The following is a 25,756-nucleotide window of genomic DNA, read 5'->3' as shown; positions in this document are numbered from 1 at the left end:
GTTGCGATGACTTCGTGTTAATCTTAACGTTATTACGGCATTGGCACGTCAGAACAAAATCTGAGAGGTGAATCCGTTGAGTATAATTATCTTAGCGACGATTTCGACGACTCAAGAGAATAAATGACGTTTAAGCCATGAAACAAGCTAAAATCCTGCAAAAGACGAGTTTTTACGGGCGTATTTAAAGTGATAATCATAAGATATCTGGTTCGGGAGACGCTCAAAAGCCAGCTGGCGATACTCTTCATCTTGCTTTTGATCTTCTTCTGTCAAAAGTTAGTGAGGATCCTCGGCGCAGCGGTTGACGGCGACATTCCGGCGAACCTGGTGCTCTCCCTTCTCGGGTTGGGCGTGCCGGAAATGGCGCAGCTTATCCTGCCATTAAGCCTGTTCCTCGGGCTGCTGATGACGTTGGGTAAACTGTATACCGAAAGTGAAATTACGGTAATGCATGCCTGCGGCCTGAGCAAAGCGGTTCTGGTGAAAGCGGCAATGGTTCTCGCGGTGTTCACGGCGATTGTCGCGGCGGTTAACGTCATGTGGGCGGGGCCGTGGTCATCGCGTCATCAGGATGAGGTGCTGGCAGAAGCGAAAGCTAACCCAGGCATGGCGGCGCTGGCGCAAGGGCAATTCCAGCAAGCGACCAATGGCAGCTCGGTGCTGTTCATCGAAAGCGTTGACGGCAGCGACTTCAAAGATGTGTTCCTCGCGCAAATCCGACCAAAAGGTAATGCACGTCCTTCCGTGGTAGTGGCCGATTCCGGACATTTAACTCAGTTGCGGGATGGCTCTCAGGTGGTGACTCTCAATCAGGGAACGCGTTTCGAAGGCACTGCACTGTTACGTGATTTCCGCATCACTGACTTCCAGGATTATCAGGCGATCATTGGTCACCAGGCGGTGGCGCTCGACCCGAACGATACCGACCAGATGGACATGCGTACACTGTGGAACACCGACACCGATCGCGCCCGTGCGGAGCTAAACTGGCGTATCACGCTGGTATTCACCGTGTTTATGATGGCGTTGATGGTCGTACCGCTGAGTGTGGTTAACCCGCGTCAGGGGCGTGTACTGTCGATGCTGCCTGCCATGCTGCTGTATCTGCTTTTCTTCCTGATCCAGACCTCCCTGAAATCGAACGGCGGCAAAGGTAAGCTGGATCCGACGCTGTGGATGTGGACCGTTAACCTGATTTATCTGGCTTTGGCGATTGTTCTCAACCTTTGGGATACGGTGCCGGTTCGCCGCCTGCGCGCCAGTTTTTCGCGTAAAGGAGCGGTGTGATGCAACCTTTTGGCGTACTTGACCGCTATATCGGTAAAACTATTTTCACCACCATCATGATGACGCTGTTCATGCTGGTGTCACTCTCCGGCATTATCAAATTTGTCGATCAGCTGAAAAAAGCCGGGCAGGGGAGTTACGACGCGTTAGGCGCAGGAATGTATACCCTGCTGAGCGTGCCGAAAGATGTGCAAATCTTCTTCCCGATGGCGGCTCTGCTGGGTGCGTTGCTTGGTCTTGGGATGTTGGCGCAACGCAGCGAACTGGTGGTGATGCAGGCTTCTGGTTTTACCCGTATGCAGGTAGCGTTGTCGGTAATGAAAACCGCCATTCCGCTGGTATTGCTGACGATGGCGATCGGAGAATGGGTCGCGCCGCAGGGCGAGCAGATGGCACGTAACTACCGTGCGCAGGCGATGTACGGCGGCTCGTTGCTCTCTACCCAGCAAGGCTTATGGGCAAAAGATGGCAACAACTTTGTTTACATTGAGCGGGTTAAAGGTGACGAAGAGTTAGGGGGTATTAGTATTTATGCCTTTAACGAAAATCGTCGTCTGCAATCCGTACGCTATGCCGCTTCCGCGAAGTTTGATCCTGAACATAAAGTCTGGCGTCTGTCGCAGGTTGATGAATCTGACCTGACCAATCCAAAACAAATCACCGGTTCTCAGACCGTGAGCGGCACCTGGAAAACCAACCTCACGCCAGACAAACTGGGCGTGGTGGCGCTGGATCCGGATGCACTCTCCATCAGCGGTTTGCACAACTATGTGAAGTATCTGAAGTCGAGCGGTCAGGACGCCGGACGTTATCAGCTCAACATGTGGAGCAAAATCTTCCAGCCGCTATCCGTGGCGGTGATGATGCTGATGGCACTGTCGTTCATCTTCGGTCCACTGCGTAGCGTGCCGATGGGCGTGCGCGTGGTTACCGGTATCAGCTTCGGTTTTGTGTTCTATGTACTGGATCAGATCTTCGGCCCGCTGACGTTGGTTTACGGCATCCCGCCGATCATCGGCGCACTGTTGCCAAGTGCAAGTTTCTTCTTAATCAGCCTGTGGCTGTTAATGAGAAAATCGTAACCAGATGAGTGAAGAAAGGGAGCGAAAGCTCCCTTTTACATTGTTGGCAAAGTGCGCTTTGTTCATGCCGGATGCGGCGTGAATGCCTTGTTCGGCCTACAAAATCATGCAAATTCAATATATTGCAGTGGCGTAGGCCTGATAAGACGCGATAGCGTCGCATCAGGCAAAGACAAATCGCACCTGACTTACCTTCTTCTTCCCCCAAGTAAACTCCCCAGCACACCGCGTATAATTTGATTCGTGACCTGGCGGGCGGCACTTTTCGCCATAGTCTGTACTACGCCATCTTTCTTTCCGCCACGCGGTCCGGTAGTGCCAAACAAAATGTCCTTTAACCCACCGAGAATACCGTCATCCACAGCCATCTCTTTTCCTTTGGCTGGTGGATTATTTTGCTGTTCGGTACTGGTTTGCACTCCTTTTTGCAGCATCTCATAGGCAGATTCCCGATCCACGTCATCTTCATACTTGCCATACACCGGGGAGTGATTAATCAGGCCGTTACGCTCATCTTCTGTCACCGGTCCCATCCGTGAACAAGGTGCAATCACCATTGCACGCTCCACTACAGAAGGACTACCTTTCGCATCAAGAAATGAGATCAACGCTTCGCCGGTTCCCAGCTCCTGGATCGCCTTTTCTGTATCAAACGCTGGATTGGGTCGCATGGTTTGCGCTGCCGTCTTCACCGCTTTCTGGTCTTTCGGCGTAAAGGCGCGCAGAGCGTGTTGAACGCGATTCCCCAACTGCCCGAGTACGTTGTCGGGTATATCCGAAGGGTTTTGCGAGACAAACCAGACGCCCACGCCTTTCGAGCGGATAAGCCGTATGACCTGCTCAATTTTATCCAGCAGCACTTGCGGTGCATCGTTAAACAGCAGATGCGCCTCATCGAAGAAAAAGACGAGTTTCGGTTTATCCAGATCCCCTGCTTCCGGCAGTTGCTCATACAATTCAGAAAGCATCCACAGCAGACTGGCAGCGTACAGTTTTGGCATCTGGTAGAGCTTTTCGGCGCTAAGTATATTGATGACGCCTTTACCGTTAGCATCAGTACGCATCCAGTCTTTGATATCCAGCATCGGTTCACCAAAGAAATGCGTCGCTCCTTGCTGCTCCAGCGACAGTAATCCGCGTTGGATTGCACCAACAGATGCGCTACTGATATTGCCATACTGATTCTGGAATGATTTGGCGTTATCTCCGATGTACTGGGTAATGGCCCGAAGATCTTTAAAGTCGAGCAACAACAGTCCCTGATCGTCAGCAATGCGGAAGATGATATCCAGCACGCCAGTTTGCACGTCGTTAAGATTTAACAGTCGTGCAAGCAACAGCGGCCCCAGATCGGAGACCGTTGCCCTTACTGGATGGCCTTTCTCACCAAAAATATCCCACACCACCGCTGGATTCGAATGCGGTTGCCAGTCGTTGACACCGATACTTTTTAACCGAGCGAGCAGTTTTTCCGAGGTCGTACCTTCCTGTGCAACCCCGGTCAAATCGCCTTTCACATCGGCCATAAACACAGGTACACCGATTTCTGACAGTGATTCCGCTAGTTTTTGCAGCGTGACAGTTTTACCCGTCCCCGTTGCGCCAGTAATCAGCCCGTGACGGTTAGCCATAGCGGGTAATAAAAACAGTTCCGTGTCCGACGTGCGTGCAATTAAAAGTGGTTCGCTCATGAGATTTCCTCCAGTTCCCTGCCTGGAGTATAGGCACGGTTGAAAAGTTTTCACCACTAAATTCAGCCGATTGCGAGATGTCTTAAAGGCCGGGCAGAATCGACCTGGTAAAGGGATCAGAAGACAGCTTTCAGAACCACGCGGTAGCGCGCCTTACCGTCACGTACATGCTGGATGGCATCGTTAATTTTCGACATCGGGAACCGTTCGGTTGTTGGTGCGACTTTGCTGCGGGAAGTGTAGAGCATGGTCGGGTGGGGTTCCTGGAGTGTGATAGAGGTTACACATCGTGGAAGACAATGCTGAAATTTTCAGCACTTAGCGAGGCAGGCGTAAGCTGGCGCTTGCATGGTGACGCGTGACAGGTATAATCCACAACGTTTTCCGCATACCTCTTCAGTGCCGAAGTGGCGAAATCGGTAGACGCAGTTGATTCAAAATCAACCGTAGAAATACGTGCCGGTTCGAGTCCGGCCTTCGGCACCAAAAGTATGCAAATCAAGTCGCTCAATAGCGGCTTTTTTTGTGTCTATGACCCGTCCTGAATAGCGTTGACACGTTCCAGACTTAAATCCGGAGAACGTGTTGATGACTGAGCTCAAACGCACCCAACGTGATTATCCTCTATCCTTTAAAATAGCTGTTGTTGAGCAGGTTGAAAAAGGCGAGATGACCTATAAACAGGCCCAGCAGCGGTATGGCATTCAGGGGCGCTCCACCGTTCTTGTCTGGTTGCGTAAATATGGCCAGCTTGACTGGAGTCCCGGACTTCCTGATCTGGTGAAGAGGAAACTGCCTGTGACTCAGACAACTATCCCGCTCACACCCGAGCAAAGAACCAGATAACTTGAAGAGCAGCTTGAGCTGGCGAACCAGAAAGCTGAGTTTTTTTAGTCGGTTATCAATGTCCTGAAAAATGATTATGGGGTGAGTATCGTAAAAAAGCGGCCCGGCAAGTCCTCGCGCAAAGTTCGGCCCCAAAAATAACTGTTACGCGTGCATGTCAGTTCCTGGGGCACAGCAGACAGGCATGGTATCAGGACAACGCAAGGTGCAGAAAACGGCAGGAACATCATGCTCAGGTTCTTGATTTTGTTGCCCGTATCAGATGTCGTCAGCCTCGAATCGGTGCGCGTAAACTGCACTATCTGCTGAACACTCAGGCCGATAAAAGGCTGAATATCGGACGAGACCGCCTGTTTAACCTACTGGATGAATACCGGCTCCTGGTGCCAGTAAAACGGGCATATCACAAAACCACCAACAGCCGTCACCGCTTTTACCGGCATCCCAATCTGCTGAAACCCGGCCCGGAGCAGGTTACCGCCCTTGAGCCAGAGCAGGTCTGGGTTGCCGACATTACTTACCTTCCCCTGCTCAGCGGCATGGCTTATCTGAGTCTGGTCACTGATGCCTGCTCCAGAAAAATCATGGGTTACCATGTCGGGGAAAATCTGCAGACAGAAAATGTGGTAAAAGCGTTCAGACAGGCTCTGAGGCGAAGAAAAACGACAGATCCTCTGGTACATCACTCTGACAGAGGGTTGCAATACTGTTCAGCTCTTTATCAGTCAGTCCATGAGAGAAACGGAATAACCTGTTCAATGACCGATGGTTATGACTGCTACCAGAATGCACTGGCTGAGCGAATAAACGGTATCCTGAAAAATGAGTTTTTACTCTCACGTCCTGCAGACCTGATGCAGGCCCGGGAAATGGTAAAAGAGTCCGTGACAATTTATAACTGTGAGCGGCCACATCTGGCCCTGAAATACAAAACGCCCGATGACGTTCATCAGGCGTTTTACAGACAGAAAAGTGTCAACTTATATCAGGACTAGTCACTGAAATCCACGCCATACAAGGCTTTCCGTTATTTTCCTTTCAACAGATGCCAATTTGGTCGTGATCTCAAAAAATGCCTGGAACTAAAACGGTTTATTTACACCAAAGCCTGTCCTCATATAACCCATCTTCAATACTTGAAGTCCCTTACGCGACTGGGCTCCCTATGGGTCCATAACAAGCTGACAAATGGACGTTATGACCAGCGCCCTGTATATTAATACTAGCAATAATCATGGCTATTTAATTGCTAACCTCTGCTTCTTGTTCATAACAGGCAATAGCGTTTTGGCCCAGTTCTTCTTGTACCAGAAGTTGCCAATGTTAGTATTAATTTGTATTGATTAACGGGGGAAAGGTCAGGAGGTATGATGGTAACCAGGGAAAGCATGAAACAATGGATCATCGAGTGTCTTCGGGAACTGGGTGGTAGTGCTTGGCCACGTGAAGTTTCAAAGTACGTATGGGACCGCTACGAGGCTGAGCTGAGGGATTCGGGGGATATATTGTATACGTGGCAATATGACATTCGTTGGGCCGCTCAACAATTGAGAAACGAGGGTATTCTGAAACCAGTAAATAGACGCAGGGATTTGCCATGGGAACTAGTATAGCAAGGCTAAGTTTAGTGTTAACGCTCATTTCGCGGCCACATCTGTCTTTGTTCTTAGTGGAAGCTAATTAATATCTCTGAAGAAAGCGTTTTTACCTGAAACTTGCTTTGATAGCCATATCGGTATTCTACTGGCATGGCTTATACTCACAACTTGTGTCTGTTTTTTGTCCGGATTTCAACTGTGGCTACAAGTGTGAGTATAACAATTTAGAAACTGCGTTTATATCAGTCTATTAGGTATGAAATTCGAGTCCGGCCTTTCATCTAATAACCCTTATTTTTTTGCAAATTAAATAGTCAAGTTTTTTACCTCGACTAAATTTGCATGTGAAAAATACCAATCCCTTAACAAGTAAAAAAACATTGCGAACGTTAACTCGCGATTCGGTTTATGGATTTCTCCCGCATGAACTTAGCTATTACCAGAAAAGCAACGGACTTAGCATGTTCCTATATTTATCTGGCATAACTCAGCACTTGGATATGGTGTGAATCTCGTAACAGAAAACGCTATATTTTACCCCGATAATAATCATTACTCGATTAACGCGTGGATGGGGATGACGACACTGGATCAGCCAAAAACATTGGGCGCGGTAATTGCACACTATAAAGGAGATTCACACATTGTTAATGCAAATCATGACATCTTTGCTTATTTGACTGTCAGAAAAGATTTTACAGAGGAAATCCAGATAACCCCGCCCTTGATGGGCAGGGTTAACGTCGAATTACTGGCCTTTGTTTTCCAGATTCTCAACCTGCGGTACGCCTGAAGCGGCAGAAGATGAGAGCAGACCCGTTTTGGCATAACCGAAAAGTTTCTCGCGAGTATCGGTGATATCCAGGTTACGCATGGTCAGTTGACCGATACGATCATCTGGCGAGAACACCGAGTCACCTTTTTCCATCGTCAGACGTTCTGGTTTGTAAGTCAGGTTGTCAGAGACGGTATTGAGGATGGAGTAATCATTCCCGCGACGCAGCTCCAGAGTAACTTCACCTGTAATCTGGCTGGCAACCCAGCGTTGCAGAGAGTCACGTAGCATCAATGCCTGGGAATCGAACCAACGTCCCTGGTACAGCAAACGGCCTAACTGACGACCATGCGCGTGATACTGCTCGATGGTGTCTTCATTGTGAATACCGGTCAGTAGACGTTCATAAGCGATATGCAGCAGCGCCATCCCCGGAGCTTCGTAGATACCACGGCTTTTCGCTTCGATGATACGGTTTTCGATTTGGTCGCTCATGCCCAGGCCGTGACGACCGCCGATGCGGTTGGCTTCCAGCATCATTTCCACATCATCGCTAAAGGTTTTGCCGTTCAGCGCCACCGGATGACCCTGTTCAAAACGTACCGTGACTTCTTCTGCCGGGATCTTCACACTCTCATCCCAGAATTTCACGCCCATAATCGGGTTGACGATTTTGACGCTGGAATTGAGATATTCCAGATCTTTCGCTTCGTGCGTGGCACCAAGCATGTTGGAGTCGGTGGAGTAGGCTTTCTCGACCGACATTTTGTAGTCGAAACCGCAGGCAATCATAAATTCAGACATTTCATGACGACCGCCTAACTCATCAATAAAGTCAGTATCAAGCCACGGTTTGTAAATTTGCAGTTCTGCGTTGGTCAACAGGCCGTAACGATAGAAACGTTCGATATCGTTTCCTTTATAGGTGCTGCCATCACCCCAGATGTTAACGCCATCTTCTTTCATCGCAGCAACCAGCATAGTGCCAGTCACGGCACGGCCCAGCGGCGTGGTGTTGAAATAGGTCAGGCCGCCAGTGGTGTTATGGAAAGCACCACACTGAATAGCAGCAATGCCTTCGGCCACCAGTTGTTTGCGGCAGTCGATTAGACGAGCGTTCTCCGCGCCGTATTCCATGGCACGACGAGGGATCGCATCATAATCCTCTTCGTCTGGCTGACCCAAGTTTGCAGTATATGCATAAGGAACAGCTCCCTTTTGTCGCATCCACAGCAGTGCGGCACTGGTGTCCAGACCGCCAGAAAAAGCGATGCCAATACGTTGACCTACCGGGAGATGCTTGAGAATCGTCGTCATAAAATAACACCCTGCTTGATTAACTGATGATGAGCCTGGATTTCCGCTCTCACTGAATTTTTATGCAAAATAAATGAGTTTTCATTTAATCATCTTTTATCGGAGACCGGAAGAGTTTAGTGCGTTTTTTGTAAAATAATGCGCTTAAAAGAAGTAAGGTGAGGTAGAAATTATTCAATCAATGAAAGTGAACAGGATATCCATTCACGTGAGTAGCAATAAATGTTGACAAAATGTGGCGTAGATCACTATAATGACCGCAGATTTTACGTCCCGTCTCGGTACACCAAATCCCAGCAGTATTTGCATTTTTTACTCAAAACGAGTAGAATTTGCCACGTTTCAGGCGCGGGGTGGAGCAGCCTGGTAGCTCGTCGGGCTCATAACCCGAAGGTCGTCGGTTCAAATCCGGCCCCCGCAACCACTTTCCCTTAGAGTTCTTTTTCAAATATACTGTGAAGACTTCGGCCTTCGTAGTGGGATTTGAAAAAATCCTTCTGGAAAGTGCTCCAGACCGCATTTGCGGTTATAGGGTTCAGTTATATAAAGCCCCGATTTATCGGGGTTTTTTGTTATCTGACTACAGAATAACTGGGCTTTAGGCCCTTTTTTTATGTCTTGGGGGTGGGCTTGTCCACATTAGAGCAAAAATTAACAGAGATGATTACTGCGCCAGTTGAGGCCCTGGGTTTTGAACTGGTTGGCATCGAGTTTATTCGCGGTCGCACATCCACACTGCGCATCTATATTGATAGTGAAGATGGCATCAATGTTGATGATTGTGCTGATGTGAGCCACCAGGTAAGTGCCGTGTTGGATGTTGAAGATCCCATCACCGTTGCTTATAACCTGGAAGTCTCCTCACCGGGTCTCGATCGCCCACTGTTCACGGCTGAACACTACGCCCGTTTCGTCGGAGAAGAGGTGACTCTGGTTCTCCGCATGGCGGTACAAAACCGTCGTAAATGGCAGGGCGTTATCAAAGCGGTAGACGGTGAAATGATCACAGTTACCGTCGAAGGTAAAGATGAAGTGTTCGCGCTGAGTAATATCCAGAAGGCGAACCTGGTTCCCCACTTTTAATAGTCTGGATGAGGTGAAAACCCCGCGATGAACAAAGAAATTTTGGCTGTAGTTGAAGCCGTCTCCAATGAAAAGGCGCTGCCTCGCGAGAAAATTTTCGAAGCGTTGGAAAGCGCGTTGGCTACAGCAACCAAGAAAAAATATGAACAAGAGATCGACGTCCGCGTACAGATCGATCGCAAAAGCGGTGATTTTGACACCTTCCGTCGCTGGCTGATTGTTGATGAAGTCACACAGCCGACCAAAGAAATCACCCTTGAAGCTGCGCGTTTTGAAGATGAAAGCCTGAACCTGGGCGATTACGTTGAAGATCAGATTGAGTCTGTCACCTTTGACCGCATTACGACCCAGACGGCAAAACAGGTTATCGTGCAAAAAGTTCGTGAAGCCGAACGCGCGATGGTTGTTGATCAGTTCCGTGAACACGAAGGTGAAATCATCACCGGCGTGGTGAAAAAAGTAAACCGCGATAACATCTCTCTGGATCTGGGTAACAATGCTGAAGCTGTCATCCTGCGTGAAGACATGCTGCCGCGTGAAAACTTCCGCCCTGGCGACCGCGTTCGTGGCGTGCTTTATTCCGTTCGCCCGGAAGCGCGTGGCGCGCAGCTTTTCGTCACCCGTTCCAAACCGGAAATGCTGATCGAACTGTTCCGCATTGAAGTGCCGGAAATCGGCGAAGAAGTGATTGAAATTAAAGCTGCCGCTCGCGATCCTGGCTCTCGTGCGAAAATCGCGGTGAAAACCAACGATAAACGTATCGATCCAGTAGGTGCTTGTGTCGGTATGCGTGGTGCCCGTGTTCAGGCAGTTTCCACCGAGCTTGGCGGCGAGCGTATCGATATCGTCCTGTGGGATGATAACCCGGCGCAGTTCGTTATTAATGCAATGGCACCGGCAGACGTTGCTTCTATCGTGGTGGATGAAGATAAACACACCATGGATATCGCCGTTGAAGCTGGTAATCTGGCGCAAGCAATTGGCCGTAACGGTCAGAACGTGCGTCTGGCTTCGCAGCTGAGTGGTTGGGAACTCAACGTAATGACCGTTGACGACCTGCAGGCTAAACATCAGGCGGAAGCACACGCAGCGATCGATACCTTCACCCGTTATCTCGACATTGACGAAGACTTTGCCACTGTCCTGGTAGAAGAAGGCTTCTCGACGCTGGAAGAACTGGCCTATGTGCCGATGAAAGAGCTGTTGGAAATTGAAGGCCTTGATGAGCCGACTGTTGAAGCACTGCGCGAGCGTGCTAAAAATGCACTGGCCACCATTGCACAGGCCCAGGAAGAAAGCCTCGGTGATAACAAACCGGCTGACGATCTGCTGAACCTTGAAGGGATGGATCGTGATTTGGCATTCAAACTGGCCGCCCGTGGCGTTTGTACGCTGGAAGATCTCGCCGAACAGGGCATTGATGATCTGGCTGATATCGAAGGGTTGACCGACGAAAAAGCCGGAGCACTGATTATGGCTGCCCGTAATATTTGCTGGTTCGGTGACGAAGCGTAATAAACTGTAGCAGGAAGGAACAGCATGACAGATGTAACGATTAAAACGCTGGCCGCAGAGCGACAGACCTCCGTGGAACGCCTGGTACAGCAATTTGCTGATGCAGGTATCCGGAAGTCTGCTGACGACTCTGTGACTGCACAAGAGAAACAGACTTTAATTGACCACCTGAATCAGAAAAATTCAGGGCCGGACAAATTAACGCTGCAACGTAAAACACGTAGCACCCTTAACATTCCTGGTACCGGTGGAAAAAGCAAATCGGTACAAATCGAAGTCCGCAAGAAACGCACCTTTGTGAAACGCGATCCGCAAGAGGCTGAACGCCTTGCAGCGGAAGAGCAAGCGCAGCGTGAAGCGGAAGAGCAAGCCCGTCGTGAGGCAGAAGAATTGGCCAAACGCGAGGCGCAACAAAAAGCTGAACGTGAGGCCGCAGAACAAGCTAAACGTGAAGCCGCTGAACAAGCGAAACGTGAAGCTGCGGAAAAAGACAAAGTGAGCAATCAACAAGACGATATGACTAAAAACGCCCAGGCTGAAAAAGCCCGCCGTGAGCAGGAAGCTGCAGAGCTCAAGCGTAAAGCTGAAGAAGAAGCGCGTCGTAAACTCGAAGAAGAAGCACGTCGCGTTGCTGAAGAAGCACGTCGTATGGCGGAAGAAAACAAATGGACTGATAGCGCGGAACCGACCGAAGATTCCAGCGATTATCACGTTACAACCTCTCAACATGCTCGCCAGGCAGAAGACGAAAGCGATCGTGAAGTCGAAGGCGGCCGTGGCCGTGGTCGTAACGCGAAAGCAGCGCGTCCGAAAAAAGGCAACAAACACTCTGAATCTAAGGCCGATCGCGAAGAAGCGCGCGCAGCAGTACGTGGCGGTAAAGGCGGAAAACGCAAAGGTTCTTCACTGCAGCAGGGCTTCCAGAAGCCAGCTCAGGCCGTTAACCGTGACGTGGTGATCGGTGAAACCATCACCGTTGGCGAACTGGCTAACAAGATGGCGGTTAAAGGCTCTCAGGTCATCAAAGCGATGATGAAACTGGGCGCAATGGCAACCATCAACCAGGTCATCGACCAGGAAACCGCACAGCTGGTTGCCGAAGAGATGGGTCACAAAGTTATCCTGCGTCGTGAAAACGAACTGGAAGAAGCGGTAATGAGCGACCGTGATACTGGCGCTGCGGCTGAACCGCGCGCGCCGGTCGTGACCATCATGGGTCACGTTGACCACGGTAAAACCTCCCTGCTGGACTACATTCGTTCAACGAAAGTGGCCTCTGGCGAAGCAGGTGGCATTACCCAGCACATCGGTGCATACCACGTTGAAACTGAAAACGGCATGATCACCTTCCTGGACACCCCGGGGCACGCCGCGTTTACTTCAATGCGTGCACGTGGTGCGCAGGCAACGGATATCGTAGTTCTGGTTGTCGCTGCAGATGACGGCGTAATGCCGCAGACCATTGAAGCAATCCAGCACGCGAAAGCGGCGGGTGTGCCGGTTGTGGTTGCTGTGAACAAAATCGATAAGCCAGAAGCCGATCCGGATCGCGTTAAGAACGAACTGTCCCAGTACGGCATTCTGCCGGAAGAGTGGGGCGGTGAAAGCCAGTTCGTACACGTATCTGCAAAAGCAGGTACAGGTATCGACGAACTGCTGGATGCGATCCTGCTGCAGGCTGAAGTCCTGGAACTGAAAGCCGTGCGTAACGGGATGGCGAGCGGTGCGGTTATCGAATCCTTCCTCGATAAAGGCCGTGGTCCGGTTGCAACTGTACTGGTACGTGAAGGTACTCTGCACAAGGGCGACATCGTTCTGTGTGGCTTCGAATACGGTCGTGTTCGTGCAATGCGTAACGAACTCGGTCAGGAAGTGCTGGAAGCAGGCCCGTCCATTCCGGTGGAAATCCTTGGCCTGTCCGGTGTTCCGGCTGCGGGTGACGAAGTTACCGTTGTTCGTGACGAGAAGAAAGCTCGTGAAGTTGCACTGTACCGTCAGGGCAAATTCCGTGAAGTTAAACTGGCGCGTCAGCAGAAATCTAAACTCGAGAACATGTTCGCCAACATGACCGAAGGCGAAGTTCATGAAGTGAACATCGTACTGAAGGCTGACGTTCAGGGTTCTGTGGAAGCGATTTCCGATTCCTTGCTGAAACTGTCTACTGACGAAGTTAAAGTGAAGATCATCGGTTCTGGCGTAGGTGGTATCACCGAAACCGACGCCACCCTGGCGGCTGCATCCAACGCGATTCTGGTTGGCTTCAACGTTCGTGCTGATGCCTCTGCGCGTAAAGTGATTGAAGCGGAAAGCCTGGATCTGCGTTACTACTCCGTCATCTATAACCTGATCGATGAAGTTAAAGCGGCGATGAGCGGTATGCTGTCTCCGGAACTGAAACAGCAGATCATCGGTCTGGCAGAAGTGCGTGACGTGTTCAAATCACCGAAATTCGGCGCCATCGCAGGCTGTATGGTTACCGAAGGTGTGGTTAAACGTCACAACCCGATCCGCGTTCTGCGCGACAACGTGGTTATCTACGAAGGCGAGCTGGAGTCCCTGCGCCGCTTCAAAGATGACGTTAACGAAGTCCGTAACGGTATGGAATGTGGTATCGGCGTTAAGAACTACAACGACGTCCGCACTGGCGATGTGATCGAAGTATTCGAAATCATCGAGATCCAACGTACCATCGCTTAAGGTTTTAGGGTTCCATGCGGGATAAGGCGTTTGCGTCACTTCCGGCAGCCGTTGCCTGATGTGACGCTGGCGCGTCTTATCAGGCCTACGTGAACAGCCCTTCCACCTGAAATTAATTTTAAAAAGGGGCTTATGGCCCCTTTTTTGTCAGGAGAATTTATTATGGCGAAAGAATTTGGTCGCCCGCAGCGCGTAGCGCAGGAAATGCAAAAAGAGATCGCTCTCATCCTGCAACGCGAAATTAAAGATCCTCGTCTGGGCATGATGACCACCGTTTCCGGTGTCGAAATGTCTCGTGACCTGGCGTATGCGAAAGTATATGTGACGTTCCTTAACGACAAAGATGAAGACGCGGTTAAAGCAGGCATCAAAGCGTTGCAGGAAGCCTCTGGTTTCATCCGCAGCCTGCTGGGCAAAGCGATGCGTCTGCGTATCGTGCCGGAACTGACCTTCTTCTACGACAACTCATTGGTTGAAGGGATGCGAATGTCAAACCTGGTGACCAGCGTGGTCAAACATGACGAAGAACGTCGTGTTAACCCGGACGACAGCAAGGAGGACTAATGAGTCGTCCTCGTCGTCGCGGTCGCGACATTAACGGCGTTTTGTTGCTGGATAAACCGCAGGGTATGTCCAGCAACGATGCGCTGCAAAAAGTGAAACGGATTTATAACGCCAACCGTGCCGGGCATACCGGTGCGCTGGATCCGCTGGCGACCGGCATGTTACCGATTTGCCTTGGGGAAGCGACGAAGTTTTCCCAGTATCTGCTGGACTCCGACAAACGTTATCGAGTGATTGCGCGTCTTGGGCAGCGTACCGATACTTCCGACGCTGACGGACAAATCGTTGAGGAGCGTCCGGTAACCTTTAGTGCAGAGCAACTGGCGGCAGCACTGGATACGTTCCGTGGCGATATCGAACAGATCCCTTCGATGTATTCGGCGCTGAAATATCAGGGCAAAAAACTGTATGAGTACGCGCGTCAGGGCATTGAAGTCCCACGCGAAGCGCGTCCGATTACCGTTTATGAATTGCTGTTTATTCGTCATGAAGGCAATGAGCTGGAGCTGGAAATTCATTGCTCAAAAGGCACCTATATCCGCACTATCATTGACGACCTGGGTGAAAAACTCGGCTGTGGCGCGCATGTTATTTACCTGCGCCGTCTGGCGGTAAGTAAATATCCAGTCGAACGGATGGTGACTCTGGAACATCTGCGTGAATTGGTTGAGCAAGCTGAACAGCAAGAGATTCCGGCGGCACAATTGCTTGATCCATTATTGATGCCAATGGACAGTCCAGCTTCGGACTACCCGGTAGTGAATCTTCCGTTAACATCTTCTGTTTACTTCAAAAATGGTAACCCGGTTCGTACATCTGGTGCGCCGCTGGAAGGACTGGTTCGTGTTACAGAAGGTGAGAACGGCAAGTTTATCGGTATGGGCGAAATTGACGATGAAGGCCGTGTCGCGCCTCGTCGCCTGGTGGTTGAATACCCGGCGTAATGTTAACCGTCTTGCGATAACAGGTCGCTACGAGTAGAATACTGCCGCTTAACGTCGCGTAAATTGTTTAACACTTTGCGTAACGTACACTGGGATCGCTGAATTAGAGATCGGCGTCCTTTCATTCTATATACTTTGGAGTTTTAAAATGTCTCTAAGTACTGAAGCAACAGCTAAAATCGTTTCTGAGTTTGGTCGTGGTGAAAACGACACCGGTTCTACCGAAGTTCAGGTAGCACTGCTGACTGCACAGATCAACCACCTGCAGGGTCACTTTGCAGAGCACAAAAAAGATCACCACAGCCGTCGTGGTCTGCTGCGCATGGTTTCTCAGCGTCGTAAACTGCTCGACTACCTGAAACGTAAAGACGTAGCACGTTACACCCAGCTCATTGAGCGTCTGGGTCTGCGTCGCTAATTCTTGCGAGTTTCAGAAAAGGGGCCTGAGTGGCCCCTTTTTTCAAGCTAACGGCAGCAATTCACTGGAAACTAATGTATTGTTGCTATGAATGATCTTCCGTTGCAGAGGTTCGCGCGGCTAATGAGAGGCTTTACCCACATCAGGCTGGGTTAGGGTTGTCATTAGTCGCGAGGATGCGCAGAAGATCGGGTATTAACACCAGCGCCGTTAAGGTGCTGTCTAAGAAAGAGAAAGGATATTACATTGCTTAATCCGATCGTTCGTAAATTCCAGTACGGTCAACACACCGTAACTCTGGAAACTGGCATGATGGCGCGTCAAGCCACTGCCGCTGTTATGGTTAGCATGGATGACACTGCGGTATTCGTTACCGTTGTTGGTCAGAAAAAAGCCAAACCAGGTCAGGATTTCTTCCCACTGACCGTTAACTATCAGGAGCGCACCTACGCTGCTGGTCGTATCCCGGGTAGCTTCTTCCGTCGTGAAGGCCGCCCAAGCGAAGGCGAAACCCTGATCGCGCGTCTGATTGACCGCCCGATTCGCCCGCTGTTCCCGGAAGGCTTCGTCAACGAAGTTCAGGTTATCGCCACCGTGGTTTCTGTTAACCCGCAGGTTAACCCGGATATCGTCGCGATGATTGGTGCTTCTGCAGCACTGTCTCTGTCTGGTATTCCGTTCAATGGTCCGATTGGTGCTGCCCGTGTGGGTTACATCAATGATCAGTACGTATTGAACCCGACCCAGGACGAGCTGAAAGAGAGCAAACTGGATCTGGTTGTTGCGGGTACTGAAGCAGCTGTACTGATGGTTGAATCTGAAGCTGAACTGCTGAGCGAAGACCAGATGCTGGGCGCAGTGGTGTTCGGTCATGAACAACAGCAGGTTGTTATTCAGAACATCAATGAACTGGTGAAAGAAGCCGGTAAACCGCGTTGGGACTGGCAGCCGGAGCCGGTAAACGAAGAGCTGAACGCACGCGTTGCTGCACTGGCTGAAGCTCGTCTGAGCGATGCTTACCGCATCACCGACAAACAAGAGCGTTATGCGCAGGTTGACGTGATCAAATCTGAAACCATCGCGACGCTGCTTGCTGAAGACGAAACCCTGGACGAAAACGAACTGGGTGAAATTCTGCACGCTATCGAGAAAAATGTTGTTCGTAGCCGCGTACTGGCAGGCGAACCGCGTATCGACGGTCGTGAAAAAGATATGATCCGTGGTCTGGATGTCCGTACTGGCGTGCTGCCGCGTACTCACGGTTCTGCGCTGTTCACCCGTGGTGAAACTCAGGCGCTGGTTACCGCAACGCTGGGTACTGCACGTGACGCGCAGGTTCTTGATGAACTGATGGGCGAGCGTACCGATACCTTCCTGTTCCACTACAACTTCCCTCCGTACTCCGTAGGCGAAACTGGCATGGTCGGTTCTCCGAAGCGTCGTGAAATTGGTCACGGTCGTCTGGCGAAGCGTGGCGTGCTGGCTGTAATGCCGGATATGGACAAATTCCCGTACACCGTACGTGTTGTGTCTGAAATCACCGAATCCAACGGTTCCTCTTCTATGGCTTCCGTGTGCGGCGCTTCTCTGGCGCTGATGGACGCAGGTGTGCCGATCAAAGCCGCCGTTGCGGGTATCGCAATGGGTCTGGTGAAAGAAGGCGACAACTACGTTGTACTGTCTGACATTCTGGGTGACGAAGACCATCTGGGCGATATGGACTTCAAAGTTGCGGGTTCCCGCGACGGTATCTCTGCATTGCAGATGGATATCAAAATTGAAGGTATCACCAAAGAGATCATGCAGGTTGCGCTGAACCAGGCTAAAGGTGCGCGTCTGCATATCCTTGGCGTAATGGAACAGGCGATCAACGCGCCACGTGGCGATATCTCTGAGTTCGCTCCGCGTATCCATACCATCAAGATCAACCCGGACAAGATCAAAGACGTTATCGGTAAAGGCGGTTCTGTTATCCGTGCCCTGACCGAAGAAACCGGCACAACCATCGAAATCGAAGATGACGGTACTGTGAAGATCGCAGCGACCGACGGCGAGAAAGCGAAACATGCTATTCGTCGTATCGAAGAGATCACTGCAGAAATCGAAGTGGGCCGCGTCTACAATGGTAAAGTGACCCGTATCGTTGACTTTGGCGCCTTTGTTGCCATCGGTGGCGGTAAAGAAGGTCTGGTACACATCTCTCAGATCGCTGACAAACGCGTTGAGAAAGTGACCGATTACCTGCAGATGGGTCAGGAAGTGCCGGTGAAAGTTCTGGAAGTTGATCGCCAGGGCCGTATCCGTCTGAGCATTAAAGAAGCGACTGAGCAGTCTCAACCTGCTGCAGCACCGGAAGCTCCGGCTGCTGAACAGGGCGAGTAAGGTTGCCATTTGCCCTCCGCTGCGGCGGGGGGCTTTTAACCGGGCAGGACGCCTTGTTAGCAACCGGGAACAGGACGTTCATTCAACCGTGGTCTTCGGGAGTGGGAAATGAAGCCTTTTTTGCGCTGGTGTTTCGTTGCGACAGCACTTACGCTTGCAGGATGCAGTAATACTTCCTGGCGTAAAAGTGAAGTCCTCGCAGTGCCATTGCAACCGACTTTACAGCAGGAAGTGATTCTGGCACGTATGGAACAGATCCTTGCCAGTCGGGCTTTAACCGATGACGAGCGCGCACAGCTTTTATATGAGCGCGGAGTGTTGTATGATAGTCTCGGTCTGAGGGCATTAGCGCGTAACGATTTTTCGCAGGCGCTGGCAATCCGACCGGATATGCCTGAAGTATTCAATTACTTAGGCATATATTTAACGCAGGCAGGCAATTTTGATGCTGCCTATGAAGCGTTTGATTCTGTACTTGAGCTTGATCCAACTTACAACTACGCGCACTTGAATCGCGGGATCGCATTATATTACGGCGGTCGTGACAAGTTAGCGCAAGATGATCTGCTGGCGTTTTATCAAGACGATCCCAATGATCCTTTCCGTAGTCTGTGGCTTTATCTCGCCGAGCAGAAGCTCGATGAGAAGCAGGCTAAAGAAGTGTTGAAACAGCACTTCGAAAAATCGGACAAGGAGCAGTGGGGATGGAACATTGTCGAGTTCTACCTGGGCAACATTAGCGAACAAACGTTAATGGAAAGGCTCAAGGCGGACGCAACGGATAACACCTCGCTCGCTGAGCATCTCAGTGAAACCAACTTCTATTTAGGTAAGTACTACCTAAGTCTGGGGGATTTGGACAGCGCCACGGCACTGTTCAAACTGGCGGTTGCCAACAACGTTCATAACTTTGTTGAGCACCGATACGCATTGTTGGAATTATCGCTCCTGGGCCAGGACCAAGATGACCTGGCAGAATCGGACCAGCAATAGCTGACGTACACATCAGCCCGTAATCTTATTTGATTGCCATCACCTTAACGGGTGAGGGCGTTGTTGTTCGTTAATACACCTACTTTGAGCCGGTTCACACTTTTCAATGAAAATTGCTGATCAATTTCATGATGAGTTATGTAGACTGGCCGCCATTAATTTTGAGGCACACGTACTACATGGCTGAATTCGAAACCACTTTTGCAGATCTGGGCCTGAAGGCTCCTATCCTTGAAGCCCTTAACGATCTGGGTTACGAAAAACCATCTCCAATTCAGGCAGAGTGTATTCCACATCTGCTGAATGGCCGCGACGTTCTGGGTATGGCCCAGACGGGGAGCGGAAAAACTGCAGCATTCTCTTTACCTCTGTTGCAGAATCTTGATCCTGAGCTGAAAGCACCACAGATTCTGGTGCTGGCACCGACCCGCGAACTGGCGGTACAGGTTGCTGAAGCAATGACGGATTTCTCTAAACACATGCGCGGCGTAAACGTGGTTGCCCTGTACGGCGGCCAGCGTTATGACGTGCAATTACGCGCCCTGCGTCAGGGGCCGCAGATCGTTGTCGGTACTCCGGGCCGTCTGCTGGACCACCTGAAACGTGGCACTCTGGATCTCTCTAAACTGAGCGGTCTGGTTCTGGATGAAGCTGACGAAATGCTGCGCATGGGCTTCATTGAAGACGTTGAAACCATTATGGCGCAGATCCCGGAAGGTCATCAGACCGCTCTGTTCTCCGCCACTATGCCGGAAGCGATTCGTCGCATTACCCGCCGCTTTATGAAAGAGCCGCAGGAAGTGCGTATTCAGTCCAGCGTGACTACCCGTCCTGACATCAGCCAGAGCTACTGGACTGTCTGGGGTATGCGTAAAAACGAAGCACTGGTACGTTTCCTGGAAGCGGAAGATTTTGATGCGGCGATTATCTTCGTTCGTACCAAAAATGCGACTCTGGAAGTGGCTGAAGCCCTTGAGCGTAACGGCTACAACAGCGCCGCGCTGAACGGTGACATGAACCAGGCGCTGCGTGAGCAGACTCTGGAACGCCTGAAAGATGGTCGTCTGGATATCCTGATTGCGACCGACGTTGCGGCTCGTGGCCTGGACGTTGAGCGTATCAGCCTGGTGGTTAACTACGATATCCCGATGGATTCTGAGTCTTACGTTCACCGTATCGGTCGTACCGGTCGTGCGGGTCGTGCTGGCCGCGCGCTGCTGTTCGTTGAGAACCGCGAGCGTCGTCTGCTGCGCAACATTGAACGTACTATGAAGCTGACCATTCCAGAAGTAGAACTGCCGAACGCAGAACTGCTGGGCAAACGCCGTCTGGAAAAATTTGCCGCTAAAGTACAGCAGCAGCTGGAAAGCAGCGATCTGGATCAATACCGTGCACTGCTGAGCAAAATTCAGCCGACTGCAGAAGGTGAAGAACTGGATCTCGAAACTCTGGCAGCCGCACTGCTGAAAATGGCACAGGGTGAACGTACTCTGATTGTTCCGCCAGATGCGCCGATGCGTCCGAAACGTGAATTCCGTGACCGTGACGACCGTGGTCCGCGCGATCGTAACGACCGTGGCCCGCGTGGCGACCGTGAAGATCGTCCGCGTCGTGAACGTCGTGATGTTGGCGACATGCAGCTGTACCGCATTGAAGTGGGCCGCGATGATGGTGTTGAAGTTCGTCATATTGTTGGCGCAATTGCTAACGAAGGCGACATCAGCAGCCGTTACATCGGTAACATCAAGCTGTTTGCTTCTCACTCCACCATCGAACTGCCGAAAGGTATGCCGGGTGAAGTACTGCAACACTTTACGCGTACTCGCATTCTCAACAAACCGATGAACATGCAGTTGCTGGGCGATGCACAGCCGCATACTGGCGGAGAGCGTCGTGGCGGTGGTCGTGGTTTCAGTGGCGAACGTCGTGAAGGCGGTCGTAACTTCAGCGGTGAACGCCGTGAAGGTGGTCGTGGTGATGGTCGTCGTTTTAGCGGCGAACGTCGTGAAGGCCGCGCACCGCGTCGTGATGACTCTACCGGTCGTCGTCGTTTCGGTGGTGATGCGTAATCATCGCTGAACAGCGAAAACAATCTGTAAAATAATATATACAGCCCCGATTTTAACAATCGGGGCTTTTTTTCTGTCTTTTGTACTCGCGTACTGGTACAGTGCAACGCATAACAACGCAGTCGCACTATTTTTCACTGGAGAGAAGCCCTTATGGCAACACTAACCACCACCCAAACGTCACCGTCGCTGCTTGGCGGCGTGGTGATTATCGGCGGCACCATTATTGGCGCAGGAATGTTTTCTCTGCCTGTGGTCATGTCCGGTGCGTGGTTCTTCTGGTCAATGGCGGCGCTAATCTTCACCTGGTTTTGTATGCTGCATTCCGGTTTGATGATTCTGGAAGCTAACCTCAATTATCGAATCGGTTCGAGCTTTGACACCATCACCAAAGATTTGCTGGGCAAAGGCTGGAACGTGGTCAACGGCATTTCCATTGCCTTTGTGCTCTATATCCTGACTTACGCTTATATTTCTGCCAGCGGTTCGATTCTGCATCACACCTTCGCAGAGATGTCGCTAAATGTGCCTGCACGGGCGGCGGGATTTGGTTTTGCACTGTTGGTGGCGTTCGTGGTGTGGTTGAGCACTAAAGCTGTCAGCCGCATGACGGCGATTGTGCTGGGGGCGAAAGTCATTACGTTTTTCCTCACTTTCGGCAGCCTGCTGGGGCATGTACAGCCTGCGACATTGTTCAACGTCGCCGAAAGCAATGCGTCTTATGCACCGTATCTGTTGATGACCCTGCCGTTCTGCCTGGCGTCGTTTGGTTATCACGGTAACGTGCCGAGCCTGATGAAATATTACGGTAAAGATCCGAAAACCATCGTCAAATGCCTGGTGTACGGTACGCTGATGGCGCTGGCGCTGTATACCATCTGGTTGCTGGCGACGATGGGTAACATCCCACGTCCGGAGTTTATCGGCATCGCAGAGAAGGGCGGCAATATAGATGTGCTGGTACAGGCATTAAGTGGCGTGCTGAACAGCCGTAGTCTGGATCTGCTACTGGTGGTGTTCTCTAACTTTGCGGTAGCGAGTTCATTCCTCGGCGTAACGCTTGGTCTGTTCGATTATCTGGCAGATCTGTTTGGTTTCGACGACTCGGCTCTGGGTCGCTTTAAAACGGCTCTGTTGACCTTTGCACCGCCTGTTGTGGGTGGCCTGCTGTTCCCGAACGGATTCCTGTATGCCATTGGTTATGCTGGCTTAGCGGCTACCATCTGGGCGGCAATTGTTCCGGCGCTGCTGGCTCGCGCATCGCGTAAACGCTTCGGTAGCCCGAAATTCCGCGTCTGGGGCGGCAAGCCGATGATTGTCCTGATTCTGGTGTTTGGCATTGGCAACACTCTGATCCATATTTTATCGAGCTTTAATTTGCTGCCGGTGTATCAGTAAGGGTGAGGTCTGATGCCCTCACCCTAACCCTCTCCCACAGGGAGAGGGGACTGCCCGGCGCGGAAAATGCACTTACCCCAACAACTCCTCCTTCACATCCATCGCCAGCTCAAACGAATGCAGGCGCGCCTGGTGGTCGAAAATCTGCCCGTTAACCATAATCTCATCGGCGTCGGTTTCGCGCAGGATCGACTGCAAGCCATGACGCACTTTCGCTTTATCACCTACCAACGACATACTCAGCGCCTGCTGCACGCCATACTGCTCGGACGGTGACCAGAACTGATCCATATTTTGAATCGGTGGCGGCAGTTGCCCGGTTTCGCCACGGCGCAGCTTCACAAAGGCTTGCTGCATTGAGGTAAACAGAAATTCGGCATCGCGGTTGCTGTCGGCGGCGATAATATTGATGCACACCATCGCGTATGGTTTCTCCAGCCGTGCCGACGGTTTGAAGTTGCTGCGATAAAGATGCAACGCCTGGAACAGCATATCCGGCGCGAAGTGTGAGGCAAACGCAAACGGCAGACCAAGCTGCGCCGCCAGTTGTGCGCTGTAGAGGCTGGAACCTAACAACCACACGGGAATTTTCTCACCATAGCCCGGCACCGGACGCACATGCGGGTTTGGATCGCGGGCGTCAAACCAGTCCACCAGCTCTGCAACATCACGGGGGAAATTATCAATATCGCCGCTCATATGGCGACGCAGTGCCATCATTGTCCGTTGATCGCTGCCCGGAGCACGACCCAGCCCCAAATCGATTCGCCCCGGATAGAGCGTATTGAGCGTGCCAAACTGTTCGGCAATCACCAACGGTGAGTGGTTAGGTAACATCACGCCGCCGGAACCCAGATGCAGTGTCGTGGTGTTCGCCGCCAGATAGCCAATTAACACCGATGTGGCAGCACTGGCAATGCCGGTCATATTGTGGTGTTCCGCCAGCCAGTAGCGATGATAGCCGCGCTTTTCAGCCAGACGGGCGAGGTCGAGAGAGTGGGAGAACGCTTCTCGTGCTGAAGAACCTTCGGGGATGGGAGCCAGATCGAGTAGCGAAAAAGGAATAGTTTTATCAGTCATAACAGCTCACTTTGTTACCGATTAATCTTTAATACTGCATTAAAGAGTAGTTAAAGTTGTTAACAAAGTGAGCTATTTACTTACGCTTGCAGCTCCAGCCCAGCCAGCCGTCGCCAGTAGCCGTTACAATCGCTGTTTGCCGTCAACGGCAGTGGAGCAGCGCCATTTTCATTGGCGCGGAAGGCGTCGAGCATAGCGAAAGTGTCAGCACCCTGCGGCGACAGACGAACCACATCAACCAGCCCCTGCATGGATGCCAGCTCGTTACCGAGGTTGTAAACATAGCCGCTCATGGTCTGAATGCCGTTGAGCACAAACACTTGCTGATTCTCTTGCGACAGCACGTTGCGCCCGTTCGGATACTTAATGCAGCAGGTTTCGCACTCATCTTTCGGGCGGTCTTCCGAACGCGCGGTAAAGCAGCGGGCAGAGTACGCCAGAGGCAGATGACCGTAGCTCAGGACTTCCACTTCAAACTGGTTGCGAATGCCCAGCTCATCGCACTGATTGAGCAGATTCACCAGCCAGTCGTGGGAAAGCTCCACTGGCATACACCAGCGCATCATGCCCTGTTTGAGCAATATTTTCAGCGTCACCGCGTTGTAGCAGTTTAGCGCGTGCCCGGCGACGAACGGCAGTTTACGTTCAGCGCACATATTCACCACGCCGAGATCGCTGGCTTCAATCAGGAACTCACCATTCTCAACATAGCGTTTCAGTTCGCCCAGTTCGGAGGATGCCTGCACCAGCGCCAGCGTGGAGAGCACAATCTGCTTGCCACTCCCGGCGAGCGATTTTGCCATCTCCAGCCAGTCGCCAACTTTGGTTGCCCGACGCTTGCTGCACACGGCTTCACCGAGATAAATCACATCGGCGCTGCTGGTGGCGGCCTGCTGATAAAATTCTTCCAGCGTCTCTTTTGGCCAGTACCACAGCACCGGCCCTAAGGAATATTTCATTGCTTTTCTCACTGCCATTTACGGTGATACGCGCCAAGGGTGGTTTGCGTGCCTTCGGACATCGACCCGAGCGTCTCCATCCACGCGCTTTGCGGTACGAAGTTTTGTGGATCGGCTTTACAACGGTCGATAGCCTGACGCCAGACTTTCGCCACCTGGCTGACATACGCCGGGCTACGCTGGCGGCCTTCAATTTTCACCGAAGCAATATTTGCCGCCATTAACTCTGGCAGTAGTTCCAGGGTATTGAGGCTGGTTGGTTCTTCCAGCGCGTGATAGCGTTCGCCGTCCACCAGATAACGCCCTTTACACAGCGTTGGATAACCCGCGTTTTCGCCGTCCTGATAACGGTCGATCAGCACTTCGTTAAGACGGGATTCCAGCCCCTGCGGCGTTTGTTGCCAGCGCACGAAGCGAGCCGGAGAACACGCACCGACGGTGTTGGGCGATTCACCCGTCAGATATGACGACAGATAGCAACGGCCTTCCGACATAATGCACAGGCTGCCGAAAGCGAACACTTCCAGTGGTACAGGCGTGACCCGCGCCAGTTGTTTCACCTGATGAATCGACAACACGCGCGGCAGCACCACGCGTGCAACGTCAAAATGGCGATGATAAAAGTTAATCGCCTCTTCATTGGTCGCCGAAGCCTGCACCGATACGTGACGTTCAATATGCGGGTAACGCTCGGCGGCGTACTCCAGCATGGCGAGGTCGGCGAGGATCAGCGCGTCGGCACCCAGCTGCGCCGCCATATCCACGGCGCGCTGCCAACGGGCGTAACCGTCCGGATGCGCAAAAGTGTTAATCGCGATGTGAAGTTTGCGGCGATGTTGATGGACAAAACTCACCGCTTCCTGCAATTTTTTCTCGGTAAAGTTAAGGCCGGCGAAGTGGCGGGCATTGGTATCATCTTTTAGCCCGATATAAACAGCATCTGCGCCGTTTTCGATGGCCGCCTTAAGCGCCGGGAGATTTCCGGCAGGGCAGAGCAGCTCCATAATTTTTCCTGAAGGTTGCGCTATCAAAGCGCAAAAATGTTAACGAACTGG

General features: G+C 51.6%; 19 protein-coding genes, 2 tRNA genes and 2 pseudogenes. 17 read left to right on the top strand and 6 right to left on the bottom strand.

Annotation, left to right across the window (positions count from 1 at the left end):
• Positions 1-76: 76 nt before the first annotated feature.
• The 3 genes from ytgA to lptG all read left to right on the top strand — a co-directional run bounded on the left by ytgA (position 77) and on the right by lptG (position 2,372).
• The gene (ytgA, locus tag FC814_RS23025) at positions 77-127 is read left to right on the top strand and encodes a protein YtgA (protein ID WP_211180521.1); all 51 of its coding nucleotides are present in this window, start codon (positions 77-79) and stop codon (positions 125-127) included.
• Between the two features lie 62 nt (positions 128-189).
• A complete protein-coding gene (lptF, locus tag FC814_RS01655) occupies positions 190-1,290 on the top strand; it encodes an LPS export ABC transporter permease LptF (protein WP_000584137.1) in 1,101 nt (366 codons plus the stop codon).
• A complete protein-coding gene (gene lptG / locus FC814_RS01650; protein WP_010346283.1) occupies positions 1,290-2,372 on the top strand; it encodes an LPS export ABC transporter permease LptG in 1,083 nt (360 codons plus the stop codon). The genes lptF and lptG overlap by 1 nt, the downstream gene beginning before the upstream one ends.
• Before the next feature lie 188 nt (positions 2,373-2,560).
• Here lptG and FC814_RS01645 read toward each other — a convergent pair whose 3' ends face one another.
• On the bottom strand, positions 2,561-4,063 hold the full coding sequence (locus tag FC814_RS01645; RefSeq protein ID WP_137325416.1) for a helicase HerA-like C-terminal domain-containing protein: 1,503 nt from the start codon (positions 4,061-4,063) through the stop codon (positions 2,561-2,563).
• Between the two features lie 116 nt (positions 4,064-4,179).
• Positions 4,180-4,311: pseudogene (locus tag FC814_RS01640) on the bottom strand (alcohol dehydrogenase); the annotation flags it as partial.
• Positions 4,312-4,464: 153 nt separating this feature from the next.
• Here FC814_RS01640 and FC814_RS01630 point away from each other — a divergent pair.
• Both FC814_RS01630 and FC814_RS01625 read left to right on the top strand, forming a co-directional pair.
• Positions 4,465-4,549: transfer RNA gene (locus tag FC814_RS01630), tRNA-Leu, on the top strand.
• Positions 4,550-4,648: 99 nt separating this feature from the next.
• A pseudogene (locus tag FC814_RS01625) lies at positions 4,649-5,904 on the top strand (IS3 family transposase).
• 1,351 nt (positions 5,905-7,255) lie between these two features.
• Here the strand turns inward: FC814_RS01625 and argG are convergent.
• Entirely contained in the window at positions 7,256-8,599 is a 1,344-nt protein-coding gene (gene argG, locus FC814_RS01615) for an argininosuccinate synthase (RefSeq protein WP_000207675.1), read from the bottom strand.
• Positions 8,600-8,946: 347 nt separating this feature from the next.
• On the opposite strand from argG, the gene FC814_RS01610 reads away from it, so the two are divergent.
• The 12 genes from FC814_RS01610 (at position 8,947) to mtr (ending at position 22,662) form a co-directional block, all read left to right on the top strand.
• Positions 8,947-9,023: transfer RNA gene (locus tag FC814_RS01610), tRNA-Met, on the top strand.
• Positions 9,024-9,229: 206 nt separating this feature from the next.
• Complete coding sequence (gene rimP / locus FC814_RS01605) at positions 9,230-9,682, top strand: ribosome maturation factor RimP (RefSeq protein WP_001300397.1); 453 nt, start codon at positions 9,230-9,232, stop codon at positions 9,680-9,682.
• A gap of 27 nt (positions 9,683-9,709) precedes the next feature.
• A complete protein-coding gene (gene nusA, locus FC814_RS01600) occupies positions 9,710-11,197 on the top strand; it encodes a transcription termination factor NusA (RefSeq protein ID WP_001031044.1) in 1,488 nt (495 codons plus the stop codon).
• Between the two features lie 24 nt (positions 11,198-11,221).
• Positions 11,222-13,894, top strand: coding sequence for a translation initiation factor IF-2 (gene infB / locus FC814_RS01595; protein ID WP_000133059.1), 2,673 nt, complete (start codon positions 11,222-11,224; stop codon positions 13,892-13,894).
• A 162-nt stretch (positions 13,895-14,056) separates the two neighbouring features.
• A complete protein-coding gene (rbfA, locus tag FC814_RS01590) occupies positions 14,057-14,458 on the top strand; it encodes a 30S ribosome-binding factor RbfA (protein ID WP_001040205.1) in 402 nt (133 codons plus the stop codon).
• The gene (gene truB / locus FC814_RS01585) at positions 14,458-15,402 is read left to right on the top strand and encodes a tRNA pseudouridine(55) synthase TruB (RefSeq protein WP_000089704.1); all 945 of its coding nucleotides are present in this window, start codon (positions 14,458-14,460) and stop codon (positions 15,400-15,402) included. The genes rbfA and truB overlap by 1 nt, the downstream gene beginning before the upstream one ends.
• Positions 15,403-15,550: 148 nt before the next feature.
• A complete protein-coding gene (rpsO, locus tag FC814_RS01580) occupies positions 15,551-15,820 on the top strand; it encodes a 30S ribosomal protein S15 (RefSeq protein WP_000059470.1) in 270 nt (89 codons plus the stop codon).
• A 246-nt stretch (positions 15,821-16,066) separates the two neighbouring features.
• Positions 16,067-18,202 carry a polyribonucleotide nucleotidyltransferase gene (pnp, locus tag FC814_RS01575; protein ID WP_000933927.1) on the top strand — a complete coding sequence of 712 codons (2,136 nt, stop codon included), beginning with the start codon at positions 16,067-16,069 and terminating at the stop codon, positions 18,200-18,202.
• A gap of 108 nt (positions 18,203-18,310) precedes the next feature.
• Positions 18,311-19,195, top strand: a complete 885-nt coding sequence (gene nlpI / locus FC814_RS01570) for a lipoprotein NlpI (protein ID WP_000802080.1) — start codon at positions 18,311-18,313, stop codon at positions 19,193-19,195.
• A 106-nt stretch (positions 19,196-19,301) separates the two neighbouring features.
• Entirely contained in the window at positions 19,302-19,382 is an 81-nt protein-coding gene (yrbN, locus tag FC814_RS01565; RefSeq protein WP_010723222.1) for a protein YrbN, read from the top strand.
• Positions 19,375-21,264, top strand: coding sequence for an ATP-dependent RNA helicase DeaD (gene deaD / locus FC814_RS01560; protein ID WP_001301504.1), 1,890 nt, complete (start codon positions 19,375-19,377; stop codon positions 21,262-21,264). The genes yrbN and deaD overlap by 8 nt, the downstream gene beginning before the upstream one ends.
• Before the next feature lie 153 nt (positions 21,265-21,417).
• Positions 21,418-22,662, top strand: a complete 1,245-nt coding sequence (mtr, locus tag FC814_RS01555) for a tryptophan permease (RefSeq protein WP_137325414.1) — start codon at positions 21,418-21,420, stop codon at positions 22,660-22,662.
• Between the two features lie 72 nt (positions 22,663-22,734).
• Here mtr and FC814_RS01550 read toward each other — a convergent pair whose 3' ends face one another.
• From FC814_RS01550 to FC814_RS01540, 3 genes are all read right to left on the bottom strand, one after another.
• Entirely contained in the window at positions 22,735-23,742 is a 1,008-nt protein-coding gene (locus FC814_RS01550) for an LLM class flavin-dependent oxidoreductase (RefSeq protein WP_000130415.1), read from the bottom strand.
• 80 nt (positions 23,743-23,822) lie between these two features.
• Complete coding sequence (locus FC814_RS01545; RefSeq protein WP_137325413.1) at positions 23,823-24,701, bottom strand: U32 family peptidase; 879 nt, start codon at positions 24,699-24,701, stop codon at positions 23,823-23,825.
• An 8-nt stretch (positions 24,702-24,709) separates the two neighbouring features.
• Positions 24,710-25,705, bottom strand: coding sequence for a peptidase U32 family protein (locus FC814_RS01540; protein WP_000421305.1), 996 nt, complete (start codon positions 25,703-25,705; stop codon positions 24,710-24,712).
• Between the last annotated feature and the right edge of the window lie 51 nt (positions 25,706-25,756).

The sequence above is a fragment of the Escherichia sp. MR genome (assembly GCF_005280595.1).
Lineage (GTDB): Bacteria > Pseudomonadota > Gammaproteobacteria > Enterobacterales > Enterobacteriaceae > Escherichia > Escherichia ruysiae.
This window is presented reverse-complemented; position numbering and strand designations above follow the sequence as displayed.

Coding starts and splice junctions, on each gene's coding strand:
- lptG (WP_010346283.1), top strand. CDS start 1,290: ATGCAACCTTTTGGCGTACTTGACCGCTATATCGGTAAAACTATTTTC.
- FC814_RS01645 (WP_137325416.1), bottom strand. CDS start 4,063: ATGAGCGAACCACTTTTAATTGCACGCACGTCGGACACGGAACTGTTT.
- argG (WP_000207675.1), bottom strand. CDS start 8,599: ATGACGACGATTCTCAAGCATCTCCCGGTAGGTCAACGTATTGGCATC.
- nusA (WP_001031044.1), top strand. CDS start 9,710: ATGAACAAAGAAATTTTGGCTGTAGTTGAAGCCGTCTCCAATGAAAAG.
- infB (WP_000133059.1), top strand. CDS start 11,222: ATGACAGATGTAACGATTAAAACGCTGGCCGCAGAGCGACAGACCTCC.
- rbfA (WP_001040205.1), top strand. CDS start 14,057: ATGGCGAAAGAATTTGGTCGCCCGCAGCGCGTAGCGCAGGAAATGCAA.
- truB (WP_000089704.1), top strand. CDS start 14,458: ATGAGTCGTCCTCGTCGTCGCGGTCGCGACATTAACGGCGTTTTGTTG.
- rpsO (WP_000059470.1), top strand. CDS start 15,551: ATGTCTCTAAGTACTGAAGCAACAGCTAAAATCGTTTCTGAGTTTGGT.
- nlpI (WP_000802080.1), top strand. CDS start 18,311: ATGAAGCCTTTTTTGCGCTGGTGTTTCGTTGCGACAGCACTTACGCTT.
- yrbN (WP_010723222.1), top strand. CDS start 19,302: ATGAAAATTGCTGATCAATTTCATGATGAGTTATGTAGACTGGCCGCC.
- deaD (WP_001301504.1), top strand. CDS start 19,375: ATGGCTGAATTCGAAACCACTTTTGCAGATCTGGGCCTGAAGGCTCCT.
- mtr (WP_137325414.1), top strand. CDS start 21,418: ATGGCAACACTAACCACCACCCAAACGTCACCGTCGCTGCTTGGCGGC.
- FC814_RS01550 (WP_000130415.1), bottom strand. CDS start 23,742: ATGACTGATAAAACTATTCCTTTTTCGCTACTCGATCTGGCTCCCATC.
- FC814_RS01545 (WP_137325413.1), bottom strand. CDS start 24,701: ATGAAATATTCCTTAGGGCCGGTGCTGTGGTACTGGCCAAAAGAGACG.
- FC814_RS01540 (WP_000421305.1), bottom strand. CDS start 25,705: ATGGAGCTGCTCTGCCCTGCCGGAAATCTCCCGGCGCTTAAGGCGGCC.